This is a genomic window from Burkholderia glumae LMG 2196 = ATCC 33617, from assembly GCF_000960995.1.
GTDB classification, from domain to species: Bacteria; Pseudomonadota; Gammaproteobacteria; order Burkholderiales; family Burkholderiaceae; genus Burkholderia; species Burkholderia glumae.
The window spans coordinates 137,774-157,774 of sequence record NZ_CP009433.1; the positions used below are offsets into that span (position 1 = coordinate 137,774).

Below are 20,001 nucleotides of genomic sequence, written 5' to 3' on the forward strand. Positions count from 1 at the left end.
TCCGCCTGCGTACGGCCCGGGCTCAATCCAGATCGAACTGAGTCTGCTGTAGCACCTGCTGTTGCCGCCGAGGCTGCGGCGCCGCGTTGACCGGCTGCGGTTGCAGCGACGGGTTAGCCAACTGAGCCTCCTCATGCTCGCGAAGCGTCTGCAGAGCGCTCGACTTGTCCTGATGCTGGCTGACTGCCCATCGGGCGGTCTCGGCGCCTGTCGTGTAGACCAGCAGATCGTCGACGGCACGGGTGATACCAACGTAGAAACTGCGGTCACCGAAAATGCGACGCACGGTCATCGCAATGTCTGACTGTCGGCGTGGGTCGTCAGGGTCACGCCCAAGCTTTTCGGACGGGATGTGCAGGATGGCCTGCTCGCGCGTCGCGCCCTGGCCGGCGTGGACCGTCGCCGCATAGGCGTGATCCCAATGCCGCTGGGCGTCGAGATCCCACGGGATCTCCTTTCCGTCCGCGAGACGCAGGACGGCCTGGTTGCCCTGGATGGAGACCACCGTCGCCTCGTGACCGTTCTTGACCAGTTCGTCGCCGCGCGTAAAGCGGATGACGTCGCGAGCCGCCAGCGCGCGCTCCTCCGAGAGATAGATCTCGACGCGGCTGTATTTCTTCGGCTCCCACTCCATCAGCGAGCCATCGGCTTTGCGGAGCACAACGATGCCTTCATCCGGTCGGGTCGCGACGACTGTCATATATTCGCCGCGGGCCGCGAGGATCTTCTGGTAGTCTCGACCGAACCGCACGGTCATGTCCGTGGTGTAATACTGCGCCTCTTTTTGCTTGGCCCGGGTCATCTCACTTTCGGACCTGAAAATCGTGTGGTCCGACTCCTGCGTGTCAAGCTCGCCGCGCGCTTGTAGCTGAGACCGAATCGCGTTGTTGATGTTGACGCGGTCCTCGTTGAATGGCGTGATGATGATGGTCTCGTTGCGTCGATCGCCTCGCTCGACGTACCGGCGCGCCAAGTTTTGCACCAGCTGCTCCCCATCGGGGATTTCAATGACGCGGCCGGCTTGCTCGAGAAAATCGAAGACGCGGACATTGCGTTCCAGGTTGATCTCGGTTAATTGCTCGCCCGGCGCCAAGTCGGCGGTGCCTACGGCGATAGCCACGGCTTGCTGCAGCTCAGGGTTTCGCTGGCGCTGAATCTGCGACATGATCGCCGTCGTGAGGCCCTCGTCCTGCAGAACCTCAAACGGCTTGCCGGCCTCGATCGCCTGCAGCTGAACCTTGTCGCCGAGGAGAACGATCTTCGCGTCGGCACGCTCGACCATTTTGAGGAGTCGAGCCTGCTGGCGTTGGCTGACGAACGACGCTTCATCGACAAGCCAGAGTTCGGGCTCCCGGTTCATCTCTGGGACGTATTCACGGAGCACCTTCAGGTCTTCCTGCCGTCGTTGCTCGTGGATTTCAAACATCGTGATGGTATGGGCTTCGATGCCGCCGTCGGCCCCAAGTTGCAAGGCCGCTTTGCCGGTAGCCGCCATCCCGCGTACCACATAGCCCTGCTCGCGGGCGATTTGAACGGTACCCTTGACCATCGTCGTCTTGCCGACGCCGGCGAGGCCTTGGACGGCGACAACGCGGTCCTCGGTGGTGAGCGCAAGCTCAATCGCCGCGCGCTGACCGCTGGTGTAATCGAAGTTTGGATCGCCGCGCTCCGTGCGCGCGGCAGCGATCGCCTGTTCGATGCGTGTCCTCACTAGCTCGAGCGGCGCGATAGGACGCGTCATGCCTTGCTGAGACAGGGCCTGCTCAACTGTCCAGCGTTCGGTGTTCAACATCTTCTCGGTGGTGATGTTGCCGTCCGGCAGGTTGACGATCTTGCCGCCCTCAACCAGTTTCTGGTATGCGTTCAGGATCGCAGCCGGGGACGTGCGGCCAACGGCGTGCTCGATGGCGGTCTTGACCAGGTCGTAGCGGTTCAAGACGATCTCGCGCTCTCCCAGGTGCGCGGCCGCAAACCGAAGCGCGTCGAGCCCGGACAATTCGACGACGCGGGCATCGGTGCCGGCCTCCCGCGCCTCGTGCGCCTTCGCCTGGATGGCGCCGTAGTCCAAGCCGACCGACTGCGCGCGCTCGCGCCAGGTATGGGAGAGCACGGCGTGGTCAACGTCGCGCTTGCGCTCGCGGGTGGCGAGCACCGCGCGCTCCTTCTCTGCCGGAGTCGCGTTGGCCGGGTCGATCCCGTTCGCCCGGAGCCAGCGATCACGCGCGGCGGATCGCTGGCTGAAATGCTCGATCTGCTCGCGGGTGACGCCCACCAGCTCGAAGTTGCCGTTCTTGTCCGGCGCCGTGATTGCATAGCCGCGCTTCTGCAAGGCGCGCGCGAGCGAGGCGGTATAGACGGCGCCGATGACCTTCTGCTGCAGGTACAGCTCGTCATTCGTGAGCGCGCGCCATTGCCCGTCCTCGCGTCGCGTGGCATTGAGGATCACGGCGTGCGTGTGGGTGTCCGGGTCCAGGTCGCGGCTCGTGTTGTGGCGGAACAGGGCGGCGACGATGTTCCCGGTCTCCTCGGTGATCGTCTCGCCGTCGACCGTCTTGCGAGCCTGGGCGGCATATTCCTCGACGTACTCGAGCGCCTCCTTGACGGCCTCCTCGTGCGCGAGGCGCACCTGGTGATCCTCGAACACCTCGGCCGCGATGCTGACGCTCTTGGGCGCGGAAAACGTCAGATCGATTCCCGGGCGGTGGACCCAGTCCGGCTGGCCATTATCGTCGCGCACGACGCGGCCCAACTGTTTACCGGCGACGCGGCCGGAGAGCAGCTCGAAGAATTCCTTCTCATCAACCTGGCCGTCGAGCCCGAGCGCGGCGGCACCCTTACCAAACCATTGAGAGCGCTCGAGGCCCTGCTCGGTGGTGTAGTAGTTGTCCTTGGAGAAGTAGTGCAGCGCCTGGCCGGCACTGCCTACATTGTGCATGCTCATCATGGCGCGGTCTCAGAACAGGTCGAAGTTGCCGGTGGAATCGTCGGGCGCGCTGCTGGTGCCGCGCGACTGGGCGCTGGCTCGCCCCTGGACCTCGCCGGTGTCCGCGTCGACGACGTCTCCGGACGGGAGCATGATGAGATTGGCCGGCGCGGCAGCGGCAGGCGCGGTACGGGCACCGACAGCCGTGGACGTGGAAGCGGCAGGCGCGGCCGAGCCAGCAGAAGGCGGGGGAGAGGCAACCGGGTCAGTCGATGCCGCTGGCGCCGGTTGGCTTGGTGCAGTCGCAGAGGACGACGACGCGGCCGGGGCCGGCACCGCGATCGGCGGGCTCGAGACCGCTGACGGCGGAATCCACAAGCCTGGATCTTGGCGCGGCACGAAGGGGGTGGCGACTTGCGGAAACGGGACGTAGCGGTACTTGACCCGCGCAATCGGATAGTCGCTCGGGGTCACGAGATACCCTTGCATGTCGGGCAGATGCAAAATCTCGGAGGACAGCACGATGTCACGCAAATTGCGCTTGGCAAAAACGCTCATTCCGTCGCGTCGCTCATCGATGCCCAGGTTGAAACTTTCTTCCTTTTCATCCAGATCCGCCTGGCCGATGGCATTGACCAGCGCTTTTGCTGAATCGCCGTCGGTGACACGGAGGAGTAGCTTGGTCTGGCATCCGGAGATGATGGTACGGGCGAGGTAATCGCCATAGATCTCGAAGAGTTGCAAGAAATCCTGGAGGCCGAGGACGAAGCAGCCGCCGAATTTGCGCGTGCCGGTCACGGCCACCTTCATGATCTCCAGCTTCTGCAAACCGGGTAGCTCGTCGTAGAAATACCAGATGCGTTCTTCATGAATCGGCTTCAAGGACAGCAGCGCCTGGATCGCGATATCGCACCAGAGACTGATGAGCGGCAGGAGCGCTGATTTCTGTTCTTCGTTGACCGTGATGAAAAGCCAGGAGTCGTCGTCCTCCTTCTGCGTCCACTCCCGAATCGAAAATGGGTCACCCTCGTCATGCAGGAAGCGAAAACTATCGAGCTGATTCTGGACGGTCATTTTCAGGCTCATGCCAGTACGCTCGGTGACCGGATCGACGTAGGTGGCAGCAGCCTCCCGAATCAGAAGCGCGTGAAGCTCGTCGAGATTGCTGCGCGAGATGGCGTTATATAGATCGGCGTTCGTTCGTTTGTTGGATTTACCGAGCGCTCGAAGCGAATCCTTGAATACCATCCGAGCCGCGATCGCGAAAAAGGGTTGCGGGTCCTTTGGTGGCAGTGGAATGAGCGCTTCCGCTATGTTGTCATAGTGGATCTCGCCGTGAATTTCTCGCCAAGGGTTCCAGTTCGGACTGCGCGCATCGAGCGGGTTGAGGATGATGTCCTTCCCTTCTCGGTAAAACGCCGCGGTGAACTCACCGGAGGAATCGTAGACGACGGCCTTTTTGCCACGTGCGCGTACCTGCCGCATGAGTTCGAAAAACTGCCGGGACTTACCGGTTCCCTGCGCGCCGGCAATGAGGGTGTTAAGGTTCTCGGCCCCCTTGCGCATCGGCACGTCGGCGATGCGATAGGGGCTCGCGTCGTTGCGAGCCACCAATTCGGATTTGAGCTGTTTTGCCTTGACCAGGCGAGCGCCACGGACCTGATGATCGGTGAGTCGCTTGCGGCCGTACTCCATCCAGAAAATCGTGGCGATGACGAAGCAGCCGATGGCGGCCAGCGTGCCGTAGAGAGCCGCGTTGTAGATTTCGACGTTGACCGAGTCGGCGGCGTCTTGCGTAAAAGCGAGCGCCTCGGCGGGCTGCATGGAGGTGCCGCCGGAGTCGAAATTGAAGTTGATCGTGCGGTTGGCCATCGGCACGACTGTGAGCAAATCGGCCTGGAGATGCTTGAGCGCGAGATACCGGTCTTCAGAGGAAGTGGCGAGAAACAGCGAGCCGGCCGCGACCAGGATGCCTGCGATGAGCGAACCGACGAGGACGAAGAGGACCCCGCTGGCGAAGAGTTTTGCCTGTTGCCACCACAGGGCGATGCCCCGGGAAAAGGTGGCGCTAGTGCTCGGAGCGCGGGCGTTAGTCATGGGCGCCTCCGGTCAATTCGCGAATTTTTGCCCGAGCGGCATCCTGGGCGCGATCGCGCACCTGCGGGCTCCGGTCGTGCGCGATCGTTCCGAGAATCTCGGCACTGGTAAAGACGGCTTCGAGCTGGGCCTGCTGAACCTTATTCAGACGGATACCGCTCGGGGGTCGAGCGTCTTCCTGCGGAGACGAGGGCTTGGCAGGCGGCGCACTCACCTGTGCCACCAGTTCCTGAACGGCGGCCATTAGTGCGAGGACGCGTTGCTCGAGCTGAACCACATTGTCGTTGAGAACGCCCTGGGCAAGATATCGCCGGACGTACTCGGAAAGGGAAAGCCCGGCTTCTTGAGCCTTGGCACGATAGAAGGCATCCGTTACCGGATCGGCCTTGATTGACCAAGGGTTGCGCGCACGCTTGCCTGGCGCTTTGAGACGCGGCATGGAGACCTCATGTCGAGAGATCCCTACCTTGAACCCCGAATATTTTTTATCGGCTCGGCTCGAAACCTCGCCGTCCGTGTGGCGTGGATCGTAGCACGACGAGCAAGAGTCGGCACGCTTTCAACCGGGAATTTTCGCGCGTGTCTCTTTTGCGGCCCGATTGATTTCACTCGTTCCGGTAATACGCAGGAATACTATGCAAGTCGATGAATTCAAAGCCTTATCTTCCCGCGTATCTTCCGTGATAGCGGGTTAGGCGTATTACCGATGCGATTTGGGCGTACTACCGGCAAAGGTCTTGATGCGAAAGCCTTTGCGGGATGTGTTGGGGATTTTCACGGCAGCAGAGCGCATGCCTAGGCGTCGTACCGTTAAAAGCCTTGCGTAGCAAGGCTTTTAACGCCTGCAACGGAGTTGCGTGGTGTGTGACCGCCTACTCGGGGAGTGGGGCCTCGGCCCCACGCGGGTCCTGGGTAGGCGCGTTCATCTGGATGGGAAGGTCGGCCACTGCCGACCGGACCGGTTTTTCAGCAGGCGTCGCGATCGCCATCGCAGCCAGCCGGAGCGGTGCTTCGTTTCCGGTGAGGCGGGAGCCTGGATGAGCGACATCGGTACTTCGCAGGACGGTTGCGGTTGAGTGCGTGACGAGAAAAGTGAGGACGGAAGGCGAGCGTCGATCACTTCGTCATGGGCCGATTTTGCGCGAGGGGGCGGAGCGCAGACAGGGTGCGGGTAGTGAGAATTTCGGAGCGGTGGGGGTGGTTATGCCGCGCAGGTTTTCCACATGTCCACGGGTCCGGACCGACGCCGCGATGAGTAAACATCGCAGAGCGTCGGCCGCGCGCCGTTATCCACGACGGTGTTTGTTGTGGATAACGGGAGAAGCGCGGGGACCGGTGCGGCATGTGGGAAACCTGCCCGCGTTGCGGAGTGAGGATGGCCGGTTTCGGGTTGGTTTTGCTGTGCGGCGTTTGGTTCGAGCTGGGCGATCTCGAGGCGATGGGGTTGGTCGGCCGCGACGGTGGCGGCCGACGTGGGCGACACGGCGCAGCGGGAGCTGCGCACCTGGGATTTCCGCGGCGGGCGGCTCGATCTCGGTGGAGACGAGCCGCCCGCCGCGGCCGCTGCATGTGGGGCGCGGTTGCGCAGATTTTTTTGTCGGCGCTGGCTGCCCGGCCGCCCGCGTCAGCGGGCTCGTCCATCACGACCGGCCGTTGGCCCGCGAGCAGCGGGCGCGTTCTCCTGGCTGGTTGTCCCGCGCCGGTCGGCTGGCGTTTTCGCAGAGCGGGCCGGCCGGCGCGGTCGCTGCACGCGCGGCGCGATCGCGGTTTTTTCCCGCCGGCGCCGGTGGCCTGGCCGCCCGCGCCAGCGGGCTCGTTGATCACGACCGGCTGTTGGCCCGCGAGCAGCGGGCGCGTGCTCCTGGCTGGCTGTTCCGCGCCGGGCGGCTCACGTTTTCGTAGAGCGGGCCGGCCGGCGCGGTCGCTGCACGCGCGGCGCGATCGCGGCGTTTTCCCGCCGGCGCCGGTGGCCCGGCCGCCCGCCCCAGCGGGCTCGTTCATCACGACCGGCCGTTCGCCCGCGAGTAGCGGGCGCGGTCGCTGCACGCATGGCGCGATCGCGGCGTTTTCCCGCCGGCGCCGGTGGCCCGGCTGCCCGCGCCGGCGGGCTCGTTCATCACGACCGGCCGTTCGCCCGCGCGCAGCGGGCGCGTGCTTCTGGCTGGCTGTTCCGCGCCGGGCGGCTCGCGTTTTCGCAGAGCGGGCCGGCCGGCGCGGTCGCTGCACGCGCGCCGCGATCGCGGCGTTTTCCCGCCGGCGCCGCTGGCTCGGACGCCCGCGCCAGCGGGCTCGTTCATCACGACCGGTCGTTGGCCCGCGAGCAGCGGGCGCGTGCTCCTGGCTGGCAGTTCCGCCCGGGTGGCTCGCATTTTCGTAGAGCGGGCCGGCCGGCGCGGCCGCTGCACGCACGGCGCGATCGCGGGGTTTTCCCGTCGGCGCCGGTGGCCCGGCCGCCCGCGCCAGCGGGCTCGTTCATCACGACCGGTCGTTGGCCCGCGAGCAGCGGGCGCGTGCTCCTGGCTGGCAGTTCCGCGCCGGGCGGCTCGCGTTTTCGTAGAGCGGGCCGGCCGGCGCGGCCGCTGCACGCGCGGCGCGATCGCGGCGTCTTCCCGCCGGCGCCGACGGTGTCCGGCCGTCGCGCGCTGGCGGCTCGCGTTTTCGCGCCGGCGCGGTTCAGCTACACTTCGCGCAAGGGGGAGGGAACCACAATGGAGTAGAACCTACGATGTCGGATGCCACGCAAAAATCGGCGCGCACGCCGCGCGATCTTGACCGCGAAATAGAGCGAGCACAGGCGAAATTGAAGAAGCTCGAACAGGAGCGAAGGGAGCAGGCGCGCAAAGCGGCCGAGCGCAACGAGCGCGCCATTCTCGACTGCTTGCGTGAGGCGAAGCTGCTAGAACTGCCGGCGGAAACTTGGCAGGGGAAGATTACGGATATCACGCGGCTTCTCTCAGCCGCACCTTCCGCCGAGCAGGGGGCGGGCCAGCCTACACGCAACGGGTAACTCGCGCCGGCGTGAGTGTTGGGGCAATCTGGTGTGGCGCGCCTATTGCGCGGCACAGGATTGCCCCGATTCTTTCGGTTTGAATTGGGGTGTCAGGCGTCGCGCGCAATGACGGGCATTTCACCAGTTGGTGGTTTCGTTCATCCACACTGCTACGCAAACTCCGAGCGCGGCGGCAATCGCGACTTCGGGGCGCCGCAAACCGAGCGCGATGATGAACAAGCCGGGGGCGGACGCGGCCCCGACAACGGCGAGCTTCCGAAGTGCGGCGCGCGCGGGCAGCTTGCCCCGGTTCGGCGCGAGCGTTTCGACTGCGACGATCGCAGCGGCGATGGAGGCGACAAATGCGGTTGCGAGTTCCGGCATGCGGGTCTTGACGCCGACGTAAATCGCGAGAATCGCGAAGGTGCCGGCAATCGCGACGAAGCGAGCGGCAATCGTCTGAAACTTGGCGCGGACGGCGGTGTTGTTCATGTTCAACCTCCTGGTGCTTGGTGAGCGCGCCGGGCTCGGTTCCCGGGGGGCGAGAATTACGTGGGGATGGGCGGGTCAATGCTCTATGCGATCGTGGAACGGGCAGGGGTGCCCATCCTCATTGTTGCAACCGGGACAATATTCAATCTCTTCCACTTCAAGCCGATGTCTCCACCCCGAGCGCCACGCGCGCGAAAGAGCAGGAACGTCAGCGAAGAATGCAGGGATGTCGCTATCCGCGTTGGACCCGCCGCAGGCTTGCGCGTCGCGGTAGCCGAGCCAGACGGCATCCATCACGGCGTCGCCGCCTTCATCAATGCCGTCTGGATTGCCGATCATCTTGAGTTTTGCAAGGACGTATTCGCACCGCACGTCCAGATAGACGTTACCGAGTGATGCTGACAGAGCTTGAGCGGAGGTGGCTTTCATGGTCGGGTGTCGTGTTCGGTGGAAAAAGCGCCGGGCACGGTGCCCGGCGCGGATGGGTCAGTTGCAGAGGCAGCCGATGAATTCGCGCATGGCGCGCTTAGTCTTGGCTTCTCCGTAGCGTTCGCCGCCCGCATACGCTTTCTCGTAGACCTTGATGACGATGTTGATCTGGCAAGCCGACCATTCGAGCGACGGGAGCGTGAAGGCGAGATCGCAGGCGTCGTCGGCGTGGTAGACGGCGATCACGGGTGCTGCCGATTCCACGGCAAGCGGCACGGCAAGGAAACCCTCAGCGATGCCGTCGATGTAGCGGATTGGCGCGTGATTGTTCATGGTGGTTGCTCCAGTTAGAGCCACACCGGCGCCCATGCACCGGTCGGTTGGCGATAGAGGGTGATGCGGTGCGGGCGGCCGGCGACGATCGCCTCGACGCGCACGGCGCGTGCATCGTCGTCGGGGCGGGTCCGGCGGTAAAGCACGCGTAACGCCGCATCGATGGGACAGCCGAGCCAGTGCGCGGCGGTGGCGCGAAGCCGGTTCGACGGGCGCACGCCTGCCGCTTGGTGGGCCTCGGGGGGAGCGGGGGGAACGCCCGCGTCGTTGGTGTGTTCGGGTTGGTCGGGGGTGGTTGCGCTCATGGTTTCGTCCTTTCGCATCGGGTTGTGGATCTGCCGCTCGGAGCCGCCTCGACGCGGGTTTAGCGCGCGCCGGCCGGGGTGCAGGGGCGCGCCTCTGGCGCGGGCGCAGCCTTTACCCTTGCACCCCGGCCGGCGTGCGCTATGCGTCGAAAAGGGGCGGGTCCGAGTGGCAGATCCACGCGCTTAACCCGGTGCGAAAGGATGGAGCGCAACCACGGCTTTCCCCGGGCAGCCCGAACACACGGCGCGGGCCGCGCGCGGCCCGCGTCCTCGCGCCCGGCCATGCCGGGCGCTGACCCTGCTGTACGCCCGCGGGCAGCGGGCGCGTAACCCTGGATGAGAAGTTGGCAAGCGAAGCGCGCAGCGCCGGGACGGCGCGGAGGCGTCAGGGATGGAAGCCCGAAGGGTCGAGACTCGCGCGGCGAGGCTCGACGCGCAGCGCGACAGCCCGGTCCGGCGCGAAGCGCAGGAGACGCCCAAGGAGGACATGGCTGCGGCACGGCGAGTGAAGGAGCCCCAGGGGGTTATCGGTGAGACTCTACGGGAGACAGGGACACTGGAAAGGTGAGCCAATGCGGGAGCAAGCGGCATCGCGAATGCGCGATCAGGCTACGCCGCCGCCCGGTGAAGCCAGGGCGGCGGTGTGGAGCCGGCCGGGGGGAGAGCCGACCGGTGCGGCGCTCAGTCGAGGGCAGGCATACCCTCGGCCTCAGCGTCGGCGAGTGGGTTGCGCTCGGTGTGGTGCGTTTCGTCCTGCTCGTTGGCATCGTCAGGCGTTGCCTGCACTACGCCGACATCGGATTCGCGATCGTCCGCGTTGGCGGGGTCGGCGTCGGGCGCGTCCGTGGCGTCCGTAGCGTCCGAGTCGTCCGCATCGTCATCCTCGGCGCGGCGTTTGCGCCAGAGTTCGCGAGGCCGCGTCTCGGCGGCTGCAAGGTGTTCGGGTAGCCATCCGGTGTTGCTGACGAGGCGTTCGGCTTCAGCGGCTGCGGCGTCCTTCTTCAGCTTCAGGATGCGCATGCCCTCGGCAGGCGAAACGGCGGCGGTCACGACGTCGGCGATGCGTGCCTTCGTGACGTGGTCGAAATAGCTGGCGCGCGTGGGCTTCCAGTCGTCGGCGAGATTGAGGCCGAGGGCGGGGACGAGCGCGTTGATGCAGTGGGGCGCTTCGTCGGGGGCGAGGCCGTCAAGGCTGGCGGCGACGTACTGCGCGAGGATGGTTAGCAGCCGTTCGTCGGGCTGTTCGATACACCAGGCAAGTAAAGCGTCGGTGTCGTTGGGGATGATGCCAGCCCAGGCGCCGCGCTGCTCAGTGGCGATCCGATAGGGGAGGTCGTCGGCGAGTTCGGGCGCGTGCCGACCAACCGAACTGGTGTTGTCACGCCACTGGATATCGATCGCGCTTGCGCCGGAGCCGGGGGCGTACTCGGAGACGAGGAAGCGGTGAACGAGTGCGGCGAGTGCGACGTGGGGCTGGCGCGCGATCGCGAGGGAGATTGAGGCGGTACGTCGTGCGTTGAGGCGCAGGGTAAGGGCGGCGGAGTGCGGCCCCTTGGCGGCGGGCGCGGCGGCGGCAGGGCTACCGGCGGGGTTGCGTGCGAGGGGAGACGCGGCGTCGTCGGCGCCGTGGTCGTCGTTGTCCGCGCCGTCGTCGGCTGCAAGGTCGCCGTCCTGGGCGTGTTCGGTGTCGTCGCGCTTGATCCAACCGCGCTCGATGGTGGGCGCGCCGTGGCTGTCGATCGAGACAACCGCGCCGGCGGTGGCCATCTGCAAGGGCGTATACACCTGCAAGGATTCTTCGATCTGCACGTGGCGGTGTTCGAGCGCGGCGTACTCGTCGCCAAGCCGCTCGAAGGTGGCTTCGTCAATTTCCTCGTCTTCCTGCTCGGCCTGAATCGCGTCCATGCGGGCGGAAATGGCGTCCATCTCCTGCCGTTGCTCGTCGGTCGGGGGCGCGGCGGTCGCCGGCAGGCGTTGGAGCGTGGCGCGGGTCGCATAGTCGAAGACGGGGATAACCTTGACCCATGCCCATCCTTCGCCCCTGACCGTGGCGGCAACGGTTTCGAGCATGTCGGCGGCGACGCGCTCCATGAGGGCGTGGTCGGAATACCACGCGGTGCCCTGGTCGGAGAACAGGTCACGGCGCACGTTGCCGCCTGCGGCCTCGTAGGCGTCGATGCCGACGAACAGGGCGATGCGGTTGCTTTGAAAATCGTGTTCGCGGGCGACCAGCTTGCGGCGAATGGTGGCCGCACCTCGGTCGTAGTCCGGGGCGTCGAACCATGCGCGCTCCTGTTCGTCGTGACTGTCGGAGACGGCGAGGGCCTGCATTACATCAATGCGGATTTCGTCGTTGCGGAAAAGCTCGATCAGCTTCGGTGAGACGCGCGCCAGTTTGAGGCGTCGCCGGACGGTCTGCTCACTGGTGCCGTAGATTTCGGCGATTTCTGAGACGCTACGGCCCGCGTCCACCATGACGCGAAAGGCTTCGAACTGGTCGGCCGGGTGGGGCGGCTCACGCATTTCGTTTTCGGCGGCGCTCATCAGGACGGCATCCTCGACCGACACGACAAGGCAGCGGACCGGGTAATCGTCAGGGATGTTGCCGCGCTCGGCCAGCAAGGCAAGTGCGCGGCGGCGGCGCTCGCCAGCGGCGACGCCATAGGTCTGCGCGCGCTTGGCGCCGACCTTCATTGGGTGAACGACGAGGTTCTGCAAGAGCCCGCCGGTGTGCCAAATGTTGTCAGCCAAGGCTTCAATACCGATGGGCTGCTTGCGCCGCATATTGAAGGGAGAGGCGACGATGCGTTTGAGGGGGATCAGACGCACGTCGTCTGCCTGTTGGTGGGCCTCGGGGGGTGCGGGGGGAACGCCCGCGTCGTGAGCGAGAGCCGGGATTTCGGTGATCACTGCGTTCATGCTACCTCCTTGCTGTGGTGGAAAAGTCGCTGCCTTATGGAGCCGCCTCGACGCATGGGTGCGCGAGCGGGAAGGCATGGCAGGGGCGCGCACCAGGCCGCATGCGGAGCGCAGGCGAAGCCGCGCACCGAACGGGCGCAGGGCGCGGCGAAGCGAACCCTTGCGATGTCGGCCCGCCGCGCTATGCGTCGGGATGAGGCGGCCCAAAGGCAGCGCCACCGCAGCTGAGGGGGTGGAAGGCAGGGATGGGATGCCGAAGCCCGGGGCTCGCCGGCGCGGGCCGTGATCGGCCCGCGGCCCCTTCCGCGCGGCAGGCCGCGCGGCTGGCGGGGCGGCCAGCGCCGGGGCGGGCCGCGCGAGCGGCCAAGCCCCAGGAGCGACGGTCTGTGGACACCGTGTCGCCGGCGTGCGGCTTGCGTGACAGGCAGCGCCTGGCGCGCAAGGTGCGGCCAGGCGGCACGGCTGGATAGTCAGCCAGGCAGAGACCCAGCGAAGATGCACGGGCCGCCGACGGGGTCGGTGGTCGGCGCCGCGCGCGGCAGGCCGGCGGCAACTGCCGCCGGCACCAGCACATCAGCTCGACAAAATGGCCGGTCGTCGGGCGTGTTCAACGCCGGCATCAAATTCGTCTTTCGTCATCGTCAAGTCCTCCGCACGCCCTGGCCCAGCTCGAAGGCGTCGCGCAGCGCGTGGATGAGTTCCGCGATGGAGACGGTCACGGTGTCGGCGTCGTCGGTGCCGGTCATGCGCGAGTCGAAATGCTTCGAGATGAGGGCGCAGAGAAGGTGCTTGATGTAAAAGTGATGCATGTGAGTCTCGGGTAAGGGCGGCCGGCCGGGTCAACGGCCGGCCGCCGCGCGATGGGGATTGAGAAGGCCCGCGGTGCCGCGCCAGCGGCCGCGGGGGTAGTCTGGCTACTTCACGGACCGGCCACAGTCGAATGCCTCACGTAATGCGTATCGAAGCGATGGCATCAAGACCTCTATTTCGATGTCGTCGCCTCCGCGCCAGACGGACTCAATCTCGTCGCCAAACGCACGTTGCGCGATCGCTTTCATTAGTACCTCGATCTGATACTCAAGCATGATTGCCTTCGAAGATGGTTCGGCCGGCCGCGCGGAGCGTCCGGCGCCGCGTGGTTAGGAAAGTTGGACAGCACCGCGGTTTGACGCGAGCGTGAACGCGAAAAGCCAGGTTCGATACGTCTCGGCCATCACGACGTCCTCGTCGGCGTCAACGACGGCCATGAAGCGTTCAAAATCCTTCGCGAGCTTGCCGCATACGCTCGTGCCGATCGTGCCGAATGCGAGCGAAAAATCGATCAGCTCGTAGAAGGGCCCCGCCTTCGCCGCGATTGCGCCGTTGTGAAAAGCTCGGTTAGAGGCCAGTTCAAAAACTCCCGAGAGGGGCTGTTTACTTCCTCGGCAAGCTGTTAACCTTGGGCATCAGAACAACGGAAGTCCAAGGATGGAAGCGCCAATCATTGACGACGAACTGTGGATACTGATCGAACCATTGCTGCCACCTGCGAAGCTTCGAGCGAAGAGCGATCCTGGTCGCCCGCGCGTGTCCGACCGTGCGGCTCTCAACGGCATCCTGTTCGTGTTCAAAACGGGAATTCGTTGGAACCACTTGCCGACTCGTCTGGGCTTTGGCTCGGGCGCCACATGCTGGCGGCGATTGAGCGACTGGCAAAAGGCTGGTGTATGGGACCAACTGCACGAGTTGCTTCTCGACAAGTTGCGTGCGGCCGGCCAAATCGATCTGTCATACGCTGCGGTCGATTCGTCGTCCGTGCGCGCCGTTGGGGCGGGCGAAAAACTGGCCCGAACCCCACCGATCGCGCGCGACCCGGTTCCAAGCACCACGTCCTCGTAGACGCCAACGGCGTTCCTCTCGTTGCGATCCTGACTGGCGCGAACACCAACGACGTCACGCAGTTGCTGCCGCTCGTTGATGCGATTCCACCCATTCGCGGCGTTCGTGGCCGAGCGCTTCAGAAGCCCGGCGTCGTCTACGCCGATCGCGGCTACGATTCCACCCGACATCGTCGCGCGTTGCGCGAACGCGGTATCAAGCCCGTGATCGCCAAGCGCCGGACCGAGCATGGCAGTGGTCTGGGCAAGTATCGTTGGGTGGTCGAACGTACGCATTCCTGGCTACACAATTTCCGGCGCCTACGCACTCGCTTCGAGCGACGTGCCTACATTCACGAAGCATTCCTCAAACTTGGCTGCTCGCTCATCTGTTGGAACATCTTCAGACGAGCTGAGCAGGGTTTTTGAACTGGCCTCTTAGAAAGGCCGATCGACACGGCGGGGTATCCGGCCAGGCCGGCGAGCTGTTCGATAAAAATTGCGTGCGTGAGATGGGTGCCGGCGCTGAATTCGAACTCGTCTTGATACCGGTAGACGCGGCCGGATTCGATTTCCGGGGCGCGCTCGGGGAATCGAGGCGATAGCCTCAAGATCACGGTGTCGGGTTCAGTGGATTCACCTTGTGCGTCACGGGAGGGCGATTCGACGGGTTCGAGGCCGGCGTATGCCGTAACAAGGAGTTGCATGGCGATCTTCCTTGGACTGGTGTTTTAAGCCGCGGCGAGTTGTGCGCCAGGGAGCGGAGCCGACAGGCGGGCTTTCGCCGCGGCGAAATAGGTTTCGTCGAGCTCGATGCCGATGTAGCGTCGGCCGAGTTCGCGGGCCGCAACGCACGTCGAGCCGGAGCCCGCGAACGGGTCGAGCACCGTGTCGCCTGGCTTCGTGAAGGCCGCAATCAGCGTGCGCAGCGCGGCGACGGGCTTTTCGGTCGGGTGGTGCCGGTTGCCGGTGTACGGGAAGGGCTGAACGTCTGCGATCGGGTTCGCGGGCGCCTCGGGCCGTCCCTTTCCGAGCACGTAGGCCGCTTCGTGCTGATACTTGACCATGCCGCTCTTTGAGCCGTAGGTCTTCGTGAAAATGAGGTGGCCGCACACGCGAAAGCCGGCCCGCTTCCATGCTTGAAAGAACCGATCGACCTTGTTCCAGCCGTAGAAGCTCACGCAGACGGTGTCGCGCTTGAGCACGCGGTAGATTTCCGCGAACGCGGGATCAAGCCATTCGTCGGTGACGTCGTTGGCGATCGAGCGGCCGGAGCGGTCGCGGAAGTTGACGAGATAGGGCGGGTCCGTAATCACGCAGTCGACGGATTCGCGGGCGAGTTGGGGCAGGGCGACAAGGCAGTCGCCGCGAAATAGCAGGCTCACATCTGGCTCCAGAAGTTAGGGGGCGGTAGCCAGAGCGCTGCCGTTTGCGCACCGTGCTACCTGGGGCCAGCGGCGCGCGAACGGAGATGGCGGGCAAGCGACGTGGAATACCGCAGTGCGCGCAGCGCGCGAGGATATGCCGCGAAAGCGCTTGAAGAGACCGGGGCCGTGCGACGCTTGTCGCGCACGGCGTCCGGGCTCGGTCCGCCAGACACGGGCGGGCGATCGTCGGCGCCAGGTTGAGAGGTCGACTGCGTTCGGCCGAGACGGCGGGCTGGTCGGACGGGGCGGGGGACGCGGGCGGTGTTTCGTCCCGGTCATGAGCGACGCGGCGGCCGGCGTGCGGCGCCCCCGGGCGCCGCCGGCGGGCCGGCCGCGCGGCGCGATCGCGATTCGTCCTGCCTCGAGCACGCGGCGCGAGTCGGCGTCTGTCGAACTGGCGGAGCGGTGGCCATCGCGGTGGTTTTGTGCGCACCGCCCCGCGCCGAAGCGGCGTGGGCGGTGCGCCCGGCGCTGTCGCGATGCAGCGCCAGCTGCTCGCCGCGCTGCCCAGCGCGACGGCGCCGGCGGCTAAAGAAGAGAGTTGCTCGAGGGGGATTGCGTATCGGGGATCGCTGGCCGGTCGGCACGCAGGTGCCGAACCGCGCAGTTGCACGACGCGGAGCGCGACGGCGCCACGCTCCAGGGCGCAGCGCCGTCAGACGCGCCGGCGGGCGCCGGCGCGCGGGTCTTCTTAGCGGATGCGATCGCGCAGGGCGTCGGCGAGAATCCACAGCGACCGGTTGAGGCGGACGTCTTGATCGATGCCGGTGACCTCGCGCGTGCGGCTTCTCCGGCCGGCTGCATTGCGCCCGGGCAAGCCACCTCGCACCAGCGACTCCTGCACGCGGTTGAAGGTCGTCCACAGATCGTCGGACGTGTCGTCGGCACGGCGCGGGCGCAGGATCTGAGCTTCCGTCACGGGCGCCGGTGCCTTCGTCGTGTCGTAGCGGAGCGCGAGCGCTGCCTTAGCGAACGCATGCTGTTCATGCGGCGCCAACCGGAGGCTAGACATTTCCTCCTTGACTTCGCGAATCAGGCCGAAGCCGTCGAGCACCTCGTAGGCGCCCGACACAACGTCGTCGACCACATTGCCCTTGTGCCGGACGCGCACGTCGTGTGTCTTGTCGCCGATCACCAGACCGTTAGAACAGACATAGCGAAAGTAGCCCCCCATCATTTGGTAGCTCGAGCTGCCATCGTGGCTATTGAGAAGAATGATCTCGGGGCTGTCGGCCTTGCAGATCTGCGTTGCGTGGCGCAAGCGAATCATGTGCTTCGCATGCTCGCGCTTGCCTTGATCGCGCACGCGCGACTGGCAGGCCATGAACGGTTGGAACCCTTCCGCGCGCAGTTTTTCGATGACGGCGATCGTCGGAATGTAGGTGTAGCGTTCCGACCGAGACGCGTGCTTGTCGTCCGCGAATATCGAAGGCGCCACGCGGCGGATCTGGTCGTCGGTCAAGGGCGAGTGGGAGCGAACGATGTTGGCGGTGCGGCTGAAATTCGAGGCAAGGCGCATAGCATTTCTCCAGTGGGTTGAGGATGGGTGTCGAGCTGACCGGGACCGAAGATTCGGAGCCCCGCGTAGGGGTTGTGCGGTTTCGTTCCGGCCTCGGCTTCCTGCTGCCGCCGGTCCCGTGAGTTCGTCGCCCTGCGACACACGGAGCGCGGGCGCGGGGCCGTGCCAGGGCGGCCGCCTGCGGCCGGCGAAGCGAACCCTTGCGCGGCCCCGCGGCAGTGCTACGGTCGCGATTTGGGCGACGAACGGACGGGACTGGACGGAGCGCGCGGGCTGGAAGGGAAGCGCTCGCCGCGCGGCGAGCGCCGATTCGGGGCATCGCCCCGACTGAATAGCAGTGTTGGGCGTTCGCGAGCGCGTCACGCCCGGGTGCTCGAGCACAATGGGCTCAGCGCGCGGCGCGAGCCCGCGATCCGGCGGGTCACGCAGGGGAACACTCGAGCTGCGCGGATCTGTGTCGGATGACGGGCGCACCAGTGCGGCCGCATGCCGAGCAGCCGGGCGCAGCGCCGGCGGCACGTCGATCACGTGCAGCCGCGCCGGCGGCGCCGTCAGGCTAGAACAGCGACAGTTGTGCGGGAGACTTGGACTCGCGCGCGCGATCGGCCGACGCATCGTGCTCGAGCCACGGGTCCGCGTCGGTCTCGTCGTCAGGTGCGACAGCGCGCGCAACGGGCGCAACGCATCGGGCGGCAGCACGCGCGATCGCTTCGAACTCGGCTAGCGTGGTGGCCGCCAGCGCGTCGCTCGCCTGCTCGGACGTCGAGCACTCGACGCTCGCATAGACACCGTCATATCGTCGCGATACGCCGAACAGCCCGGCCCTCGCGTCGCGCGGAATGTAGGCGATGAGCCGGGTACCGTACCAGTCATCGGTCTTGCGCGCCCATGCCCTGTCGATATAGTCACGGACAAGTCCGTGCGCGGCCGCCACCTCGGCGCCGCGTCGGATGTGCTCTTGGTAGCGATAGTCCCGAGCGGTTCGGAAGTTCGGGAGATCCAGATATCGCTGACGCATTGCCGCGCTCCTGGTGGTGTGGGGCGGGGCACCGCATCCGGCAGGTGCCCCGCTTCGTCTTCAATGGACATCGCTGCGCGCGAACAGGGCGGCTGCCGTCGGCGATCGCGGAAACCCGGTGACATCGGTCCCCCCGCACAGGATCTCGTCGACGTCGGATTGGAGGCAGCTTCCGGTGCGCTGTCCACCTGTGCGGTGGACGCCCTCGATCTCGACGCCGCAGAGGGCGCCGGCTCGATAGCGCTCAACGGTTATCGCCGCGCGGTCGTCCGGCGAGAGCCGATCCCTGTACCGCCGCTCGCAGGTGGTGAGAGCGCGTTCGACGGCGGCATCGCTGAAAGCGCGGGTGAGCGAGATGCGATCCGCAGCGAGGCGAACCGTGCGGTATCCGACCGGCGTGAGCGTGAAATGCTCGACGGCCACGGCGCGGCCGCCGTGGGCGAGGCGTCGGGCCTGCAACGGGTGAACGAAGCGGCCCACCTGGTCGGCGCGCGGACCGTCCGTCCATGCCACGTCGAGTAGCGTGCCGGCGCCCGTCGAATGCACGGACACGGCGAAGAGGCAGGACGGGAATGCCTCGCCGAGGATCTTCTGCACCAGTTGCGCGGTGTCTACCAGGGTCAGCACGGTGACCAGAGCGAGGGGTTGTTGAACAGCGGTGACAGAGGCTTCTTTCTCGACGCGGCGCGCGCGAGTGGCAGCGGGACGATTCATCATGACCAGTCTCCAGGTTCGATCGGAATGCGGGCAGCACGCGCCGGACCGAGCCGGCGCGTTGCGGGTTACGAAAAGTAGGCGCTCATGAGTTGGCGAAGCGAGGCGGCAAGCGCGAGCGCGCCGGCGAGGAGCGGGGTTAGCTCGTCGTCGTATTCACCCAGGACGTTCCAGCCGCGATCGCCGTAAATGAACCGGATCGCACCGACGCAGCCCTCGCCATCCCTAGACCGGACATAGAGCGTTTCCTCGCCGGTGGCCATGAGCGGGGCCATGATCACGTCGAGGCGGCTCGTGAGCGGCGTGGCCCATCGCTGGCCGTCGTGGAGCCTGACCACGTGGCCGGCGCCAAGGAAGCTCGCGACCGCGCAGGCGACGATCGTGCGCTCGACCATCGCGCGGAGGATCTCGACCTCGTCCCGATGCGGGTGAGCGGCGACGTACGCGGCCGTATGGGTATCCGTGAACCGCCCGGCGCGCACCTGGGCGCACAGCTTGCCCAGGATCTCGTAGGCGTCGGTCAGGAACTCGTCCGCATCGTGGGTCATGTCGTTCGCTCCAGGGCGTGTGGAACCCGCGTCGATGGGCCGGTCGAGTTGCGAGGAAAATTCAGGCGTGCTCGGTTGACGAGTGCCTGCCTGGCGGTGAGCCTCGGGGGGTCCGGGGGGAACGCCCGGGACGTTGGTGGGGTTGGGTTGGTCGGGGGTGGTTGCGCTCACGTTTTCGTCCTTTCGTTCGGGTTGTGGATCTGCCATTGGGAGCCGCCTCGACGCGTTTTTAGCGCGCGCCGGCCGGGCCACAAGGGCACGTCCTGGCGCGGTTGGTGCGCGGCGCAGCCCTGCACCAACCGTGACAGGACGTGGGCGCGGCGCTCGCCCGGAAGCCGCACGCGGAGCGCAGGCGAAGCCGAGCACCGAACGGGTGAGGACGAGTGCCGCGCCGAACCCTTGTGGCCCGGCCGGCGTGCGCTATGCGTCGAA

Annotated in this window: 17 protein-coding genes; 2 read left to right on the forward strand and 15 right to left on the reverse strand. The window is 66.0% G+C overall.

All coding sequences use genetic code 11. The features are described 5' to 3' along the window. Window positions 1-22: 22 nt before the first annotated feature. Genes mobF through KS03_RS29295 form a run of 3 tightly spaced genes read right to left on the reverse strand, consistent with a single transcriptional unit; the run spans window position 23 to window position 5,459 of the window. Window positions 23-2,944: a MobF family relaxase gene (mobF, locus tag KS03_RS01300; RefSeq protein ID WP_017432540.1), complete on the reverse strand. Its 2,922-nt coding sequence runs from the start codon at window positions 2,942-2,944 to the stop codon at window positions 23-25. A gap of 9 nt (window positions 2,945-2,953) precedes the next feature. Beyond that, window positions 2,954-5,020 carry a type IV secretion system DNA-binding domain-containing protein gene (locus tag KS03_RS01305; protein WP_017432539.1) on the reverse strand — a complete coding sequence of 689 codons (2,067 nt, stop codon included), beginning with the start codon at window positions 5,018-5,020 and terminating at the stop codon, window positions 2,954-2,956. Then, entirely contained in the window at window positions 5,013-5,459 is a 447-nt protein-coding gene (locus tag KS03_RS29295; RefSeq protein ID WP_017432538.1) for a hypothetical protein, read from the reverse strand. Before KS03_RS29295 ends, KS03_RS01305 begins: the two co-directional genes overlap by 8 nt. Window positions 5,460-7,745: 2,286 nt before the next feature. Here KS03_RS29295 and KS03_RS01320 point away from each other — a divergent pair. Continuing rightward, entirely contained in the window at window positions 7,746-8,027 is a 282-nt protein-coding gene (locus KS03_RS01320) for a hypothetical protein (protein ID WP_012732854.1), read from the forward strand. 120 nt (window positions 8,028-8,147) lie between these two features. Here KS03_RS01320 and KS03_RS01325 read toward each other — a convergent pair whose 3' ends face one another. From KS03_RS01325 to KS03_RS31940, 6 genes are all read right to left on the reverse strand, one after another. Beyond that, window positions 8,148-8,501, reverse strand: coding sequence for a hypothetical protein (locus KS03_RS01325; RefSeq protein ID WP_042967410.1), 354 nt, complete (start codon window positions 8,499-8,501; stop codon window positions 8,148-8,150). Window positions 8,502-8,576: 75 nt separating this feature from the next. Continuing rightward, on the reverse strand, window positions 8,577-8,930 hold the full coding sequence (locus KS03_RS29300) for a hypothetical protein (RefSeq protein WP_230674529.1): 354 nt from the start codon (window positions 8,928-8,930) through the stop codon (window positions 8,577-8,579). Window positions 8,931-8,987: 57 nt separating this feature from the next. Then, on the reverse strand, window positions 8,988-9,263 hold the full coding sequence (locus KS03_RS01330) for a hypothetical protein (RefSeq protein ID WP_012735304.1): 276 nt from the start codon (window positions 9,261-9,263) through the stop codon (window positions 8,988-8,990). Between the two features lie 14 nt (window positions 9,264-9,277). After that, entirely contained in the window at window positions 9,278-9,568 is a 291-nt protein-coding gene (locus tag KS03_RS01335; RefSeq protein ID WP_232252322.1) for a hypothetical protein, read from the reverse strand. A 681-nt stretch (window positions 9,569-10,249) separates the two neighbouring features. Continuing rightward, window positions 10,250-12,487 (reverse strand): ParB/RepB/Spo0J family partition protein, encoded by a 2,238-nt coding sequence (locus tag KS03_RS01340; protein ID WP_045678703.1) that lies wholly within the window; start codon window positions 12,485-12,487, stop codon window positions 10,250-10,252. A gap of 641 nt (window positions 12,488-13,128) precedes the next feature. Further along, window positions 13,129-13,296 carry a hypothetical protein gene (locus KS03_RS31940; protein WP_017433877.1) on the reverse strand — a complete coding sequence of 56 codons (168 nt, stop codon included), beginning with the start codon at window positions 13,294-13,296 and terminating at the stop codon, window positions 13,129-13,131. Window positions 13,297-13,954: 658 nt separating this feature from the next. Between KS03_RS31940 and KS03_RS29305 the strand changes: the two genes are divergently transcribed. Continuing rightward, a protein-coding gene (locus KS03_RS29305; protein ID WP_088499524.1) for an IS5-like element ISBugl2 family transposase occupies window positions 13,955-14,772 on the forward strand; the annotation gives its coding sequence in 2 pieces (ribosomal slippage) (window positions 13,955-14,303 and window positions 14,303-14,772; 819 coding nt in all). Here the strand turns inward: KS03_RS29305 and KS03_RS30795 are convergent. The 6 genes from KS03_RS30795 to KS03_RS01375 all read right to left on the reverse strand — a co-directional run bounded on the left by KS03_RS30795 (window position 14,697) and on the right by KS03_RS01375 (window position 19,569). Then, window positions 14,697-15,050, reverse strand: a complete 354-nt coding sequence (locus KS03_RS30795; protein ID WP_017433438.1) for a hypothetical protein — start codon at window positions 15,048-15,050, stop codon at window positions 14,697-14,699. The genes KS03_RS29305 and KS03_RS30795 overlap by 76 nt on opposite strands. A gap of 24 nt (window positions 15,051-15,074) precedes the next feature. After that, on the reverse strand, window positions 15,075-15,728 hold the full coding sequence (locus KS03_RS01355) for a DNA methyltransferase (RefSeq protein WP_012732859.1): 654 nt from the start codon (window positions 15,726-15,728) through the stop codon (window positions 15,075-15,077). Window positions 15,729-16,461: 733 nt separating this feature from the next. Further along, a complete protein-coding gene (locus KS03_RS01360; protein WP_012732860.1) occupies window positions 16,462-17,289 on the reverse strand; it encodes a DUF932 domain-containing protein in 828 nt (275 codons plus the stop codon). A gap of 556 nt (window positions 17,290-17,845) precedes the next feature. Then, complete coding sequence (locus tag KS03_RS01365; protein ID WP_017922598.1) at window positions 17,846-18,307, reverse strand: hypothetical protein; 462 nt, start codon at window positions 18,305-18,307, stop codon at window positions 17,846-17,848. Window positions 18,308-18,367: 60 nt separating this feature from the next. After that, the gene (locus tag KS03_RS01370) at window positions 18,368-19,024 is read right to left on the reverse strand and encodes an LPD29 domain-containing protein (RefSeq protein ID WP_017432686.1); all 657 of its coding nucleotides are present in this window, start codon (window positions 19,022-19,024) and stop codon (window positions 18,368-18,370) included. A 65-nt stretch (window positions 19,025-19,089) separates the two neighbouring features. Continuing rightward, window positions 19,090-19,569 carry a hypothetical protein gene (locus tag KS03_RS01375; RefSeq protein WP_042967548.1) on the reverse strand — a complete coding sequence of 160 codons (480 nt, stop codon included), beginning with the start codon at window positions 19,567-19,569 and terminating at the stop codon, window positions 19,090-19,092. Window positions 19,570-20,001 lie beyond the last annotated feature (432 nt).

Bases quoted from the DNA above. Each gene is read 5' to 3' on its own strand.
- KS03_RS01375 (WP_042967548.1), bottom strand. From the start codon at position 19,569: ATGACCCACGATGCGGACGAGTTCCTGACCGACGCCTACGAGATCCTG.
- KS03_RS01325 (WP_042967410.1), bottom strand. From the start codon at position 8,501: ATGAACAACACCGCCGTCCGCGCCAAGTTTCAGACGATTGCCGCTCGC.
- KS03_RS01360 (WP_012732860.1), bottom strand. From the start codon at position 17,289: ATGCGCCTTGCCTCGAATTTCAGCCGCACCGCCAACATCGTTCGCTCC.
- KS03_RS01330 (WP_012735304.1), bottom strand. From the start codon at position 9,263: ATGAACAATCACGCGCCAATCCGCTACATCGACGGCATCGCTGAGGGT.
- KS03_RS31940 (WP_017433877.1), bottom strand. From the start codon at position 13,296: ATGCATCACTTTTACATCAAGCACCTTCTCTGCGCCCTCATCTCGAAG.
- KS03_RS01305 (WP_017432539.1), bottom strand. From the start codon at position 5,020: ATGACTAACGCCCGCGCTCCGAGCACTAGCGCCACCTTTTCCCGGGGC.
- KS03_RS01370 (WP_017432686.1), bottom strand. From the start codon at position 19,024: ATGATGAATCGTCCCGCTGCCACTCGCGCGCGCCGCGTCGAGAAAGAA.
- KS03_RS30795 (WP_017433438.1), bottom strand. From the start codon at position 15,050: ATGCAACTCCTTGTTACGGCATACGCCGGCCTCGAACCCGTCGAATCG.
- KS03_RS01335 (WP_232252322.1), bottom strand. From the start codon at position 9,568: ATGAGCGCAACCACCCCCGACCAACCCGAACACACCAACGACGCGGGC.
- KS03_RS01340 (WP_045678703.1), bottom strand. From the start codon at position 12,487: ATGAACGCAGTGATCACCGAAATCCCGGCTCTCGCTCACGACGCGGGC.
- KS03_RS01365 (WP_017922598.1), bottom strand. From the start codon at position 18,307: ATGCGTCAGCGATATCTGGATCTCCCGAACTTCCGAACCGCTCGGGAC.
- mobF (WP_017432540.1), bottom strand. From the start codon at position 2,944: ATGATGAGCATGCACAATGTAGGCAGTGCCGGCCAGGCGCTGCACTAC.
- KS03_RS29295 (WP_017432538.1), bottom strand. From the start codon at position 5,459: ATGCCGCGTCTCAAAGCGCCAGGCAAGCGTGCGCGCAACCCTTGGTCA.
- KS03_RS29300 (WP_230674529.1), bottom strand. From the start codon at position 8,930: ATGAAAGCCACCTCCGCTCAAGCTCTGTCAGCATCACTCGGTAACGTC.
- KS03_RS01320 (WP_012732854.1), top strand. From the start codon at position 7,746: ATGTCGGATGCCACGCAAAAATCGGCGCGCACGCCGCGCGATCTTGAC.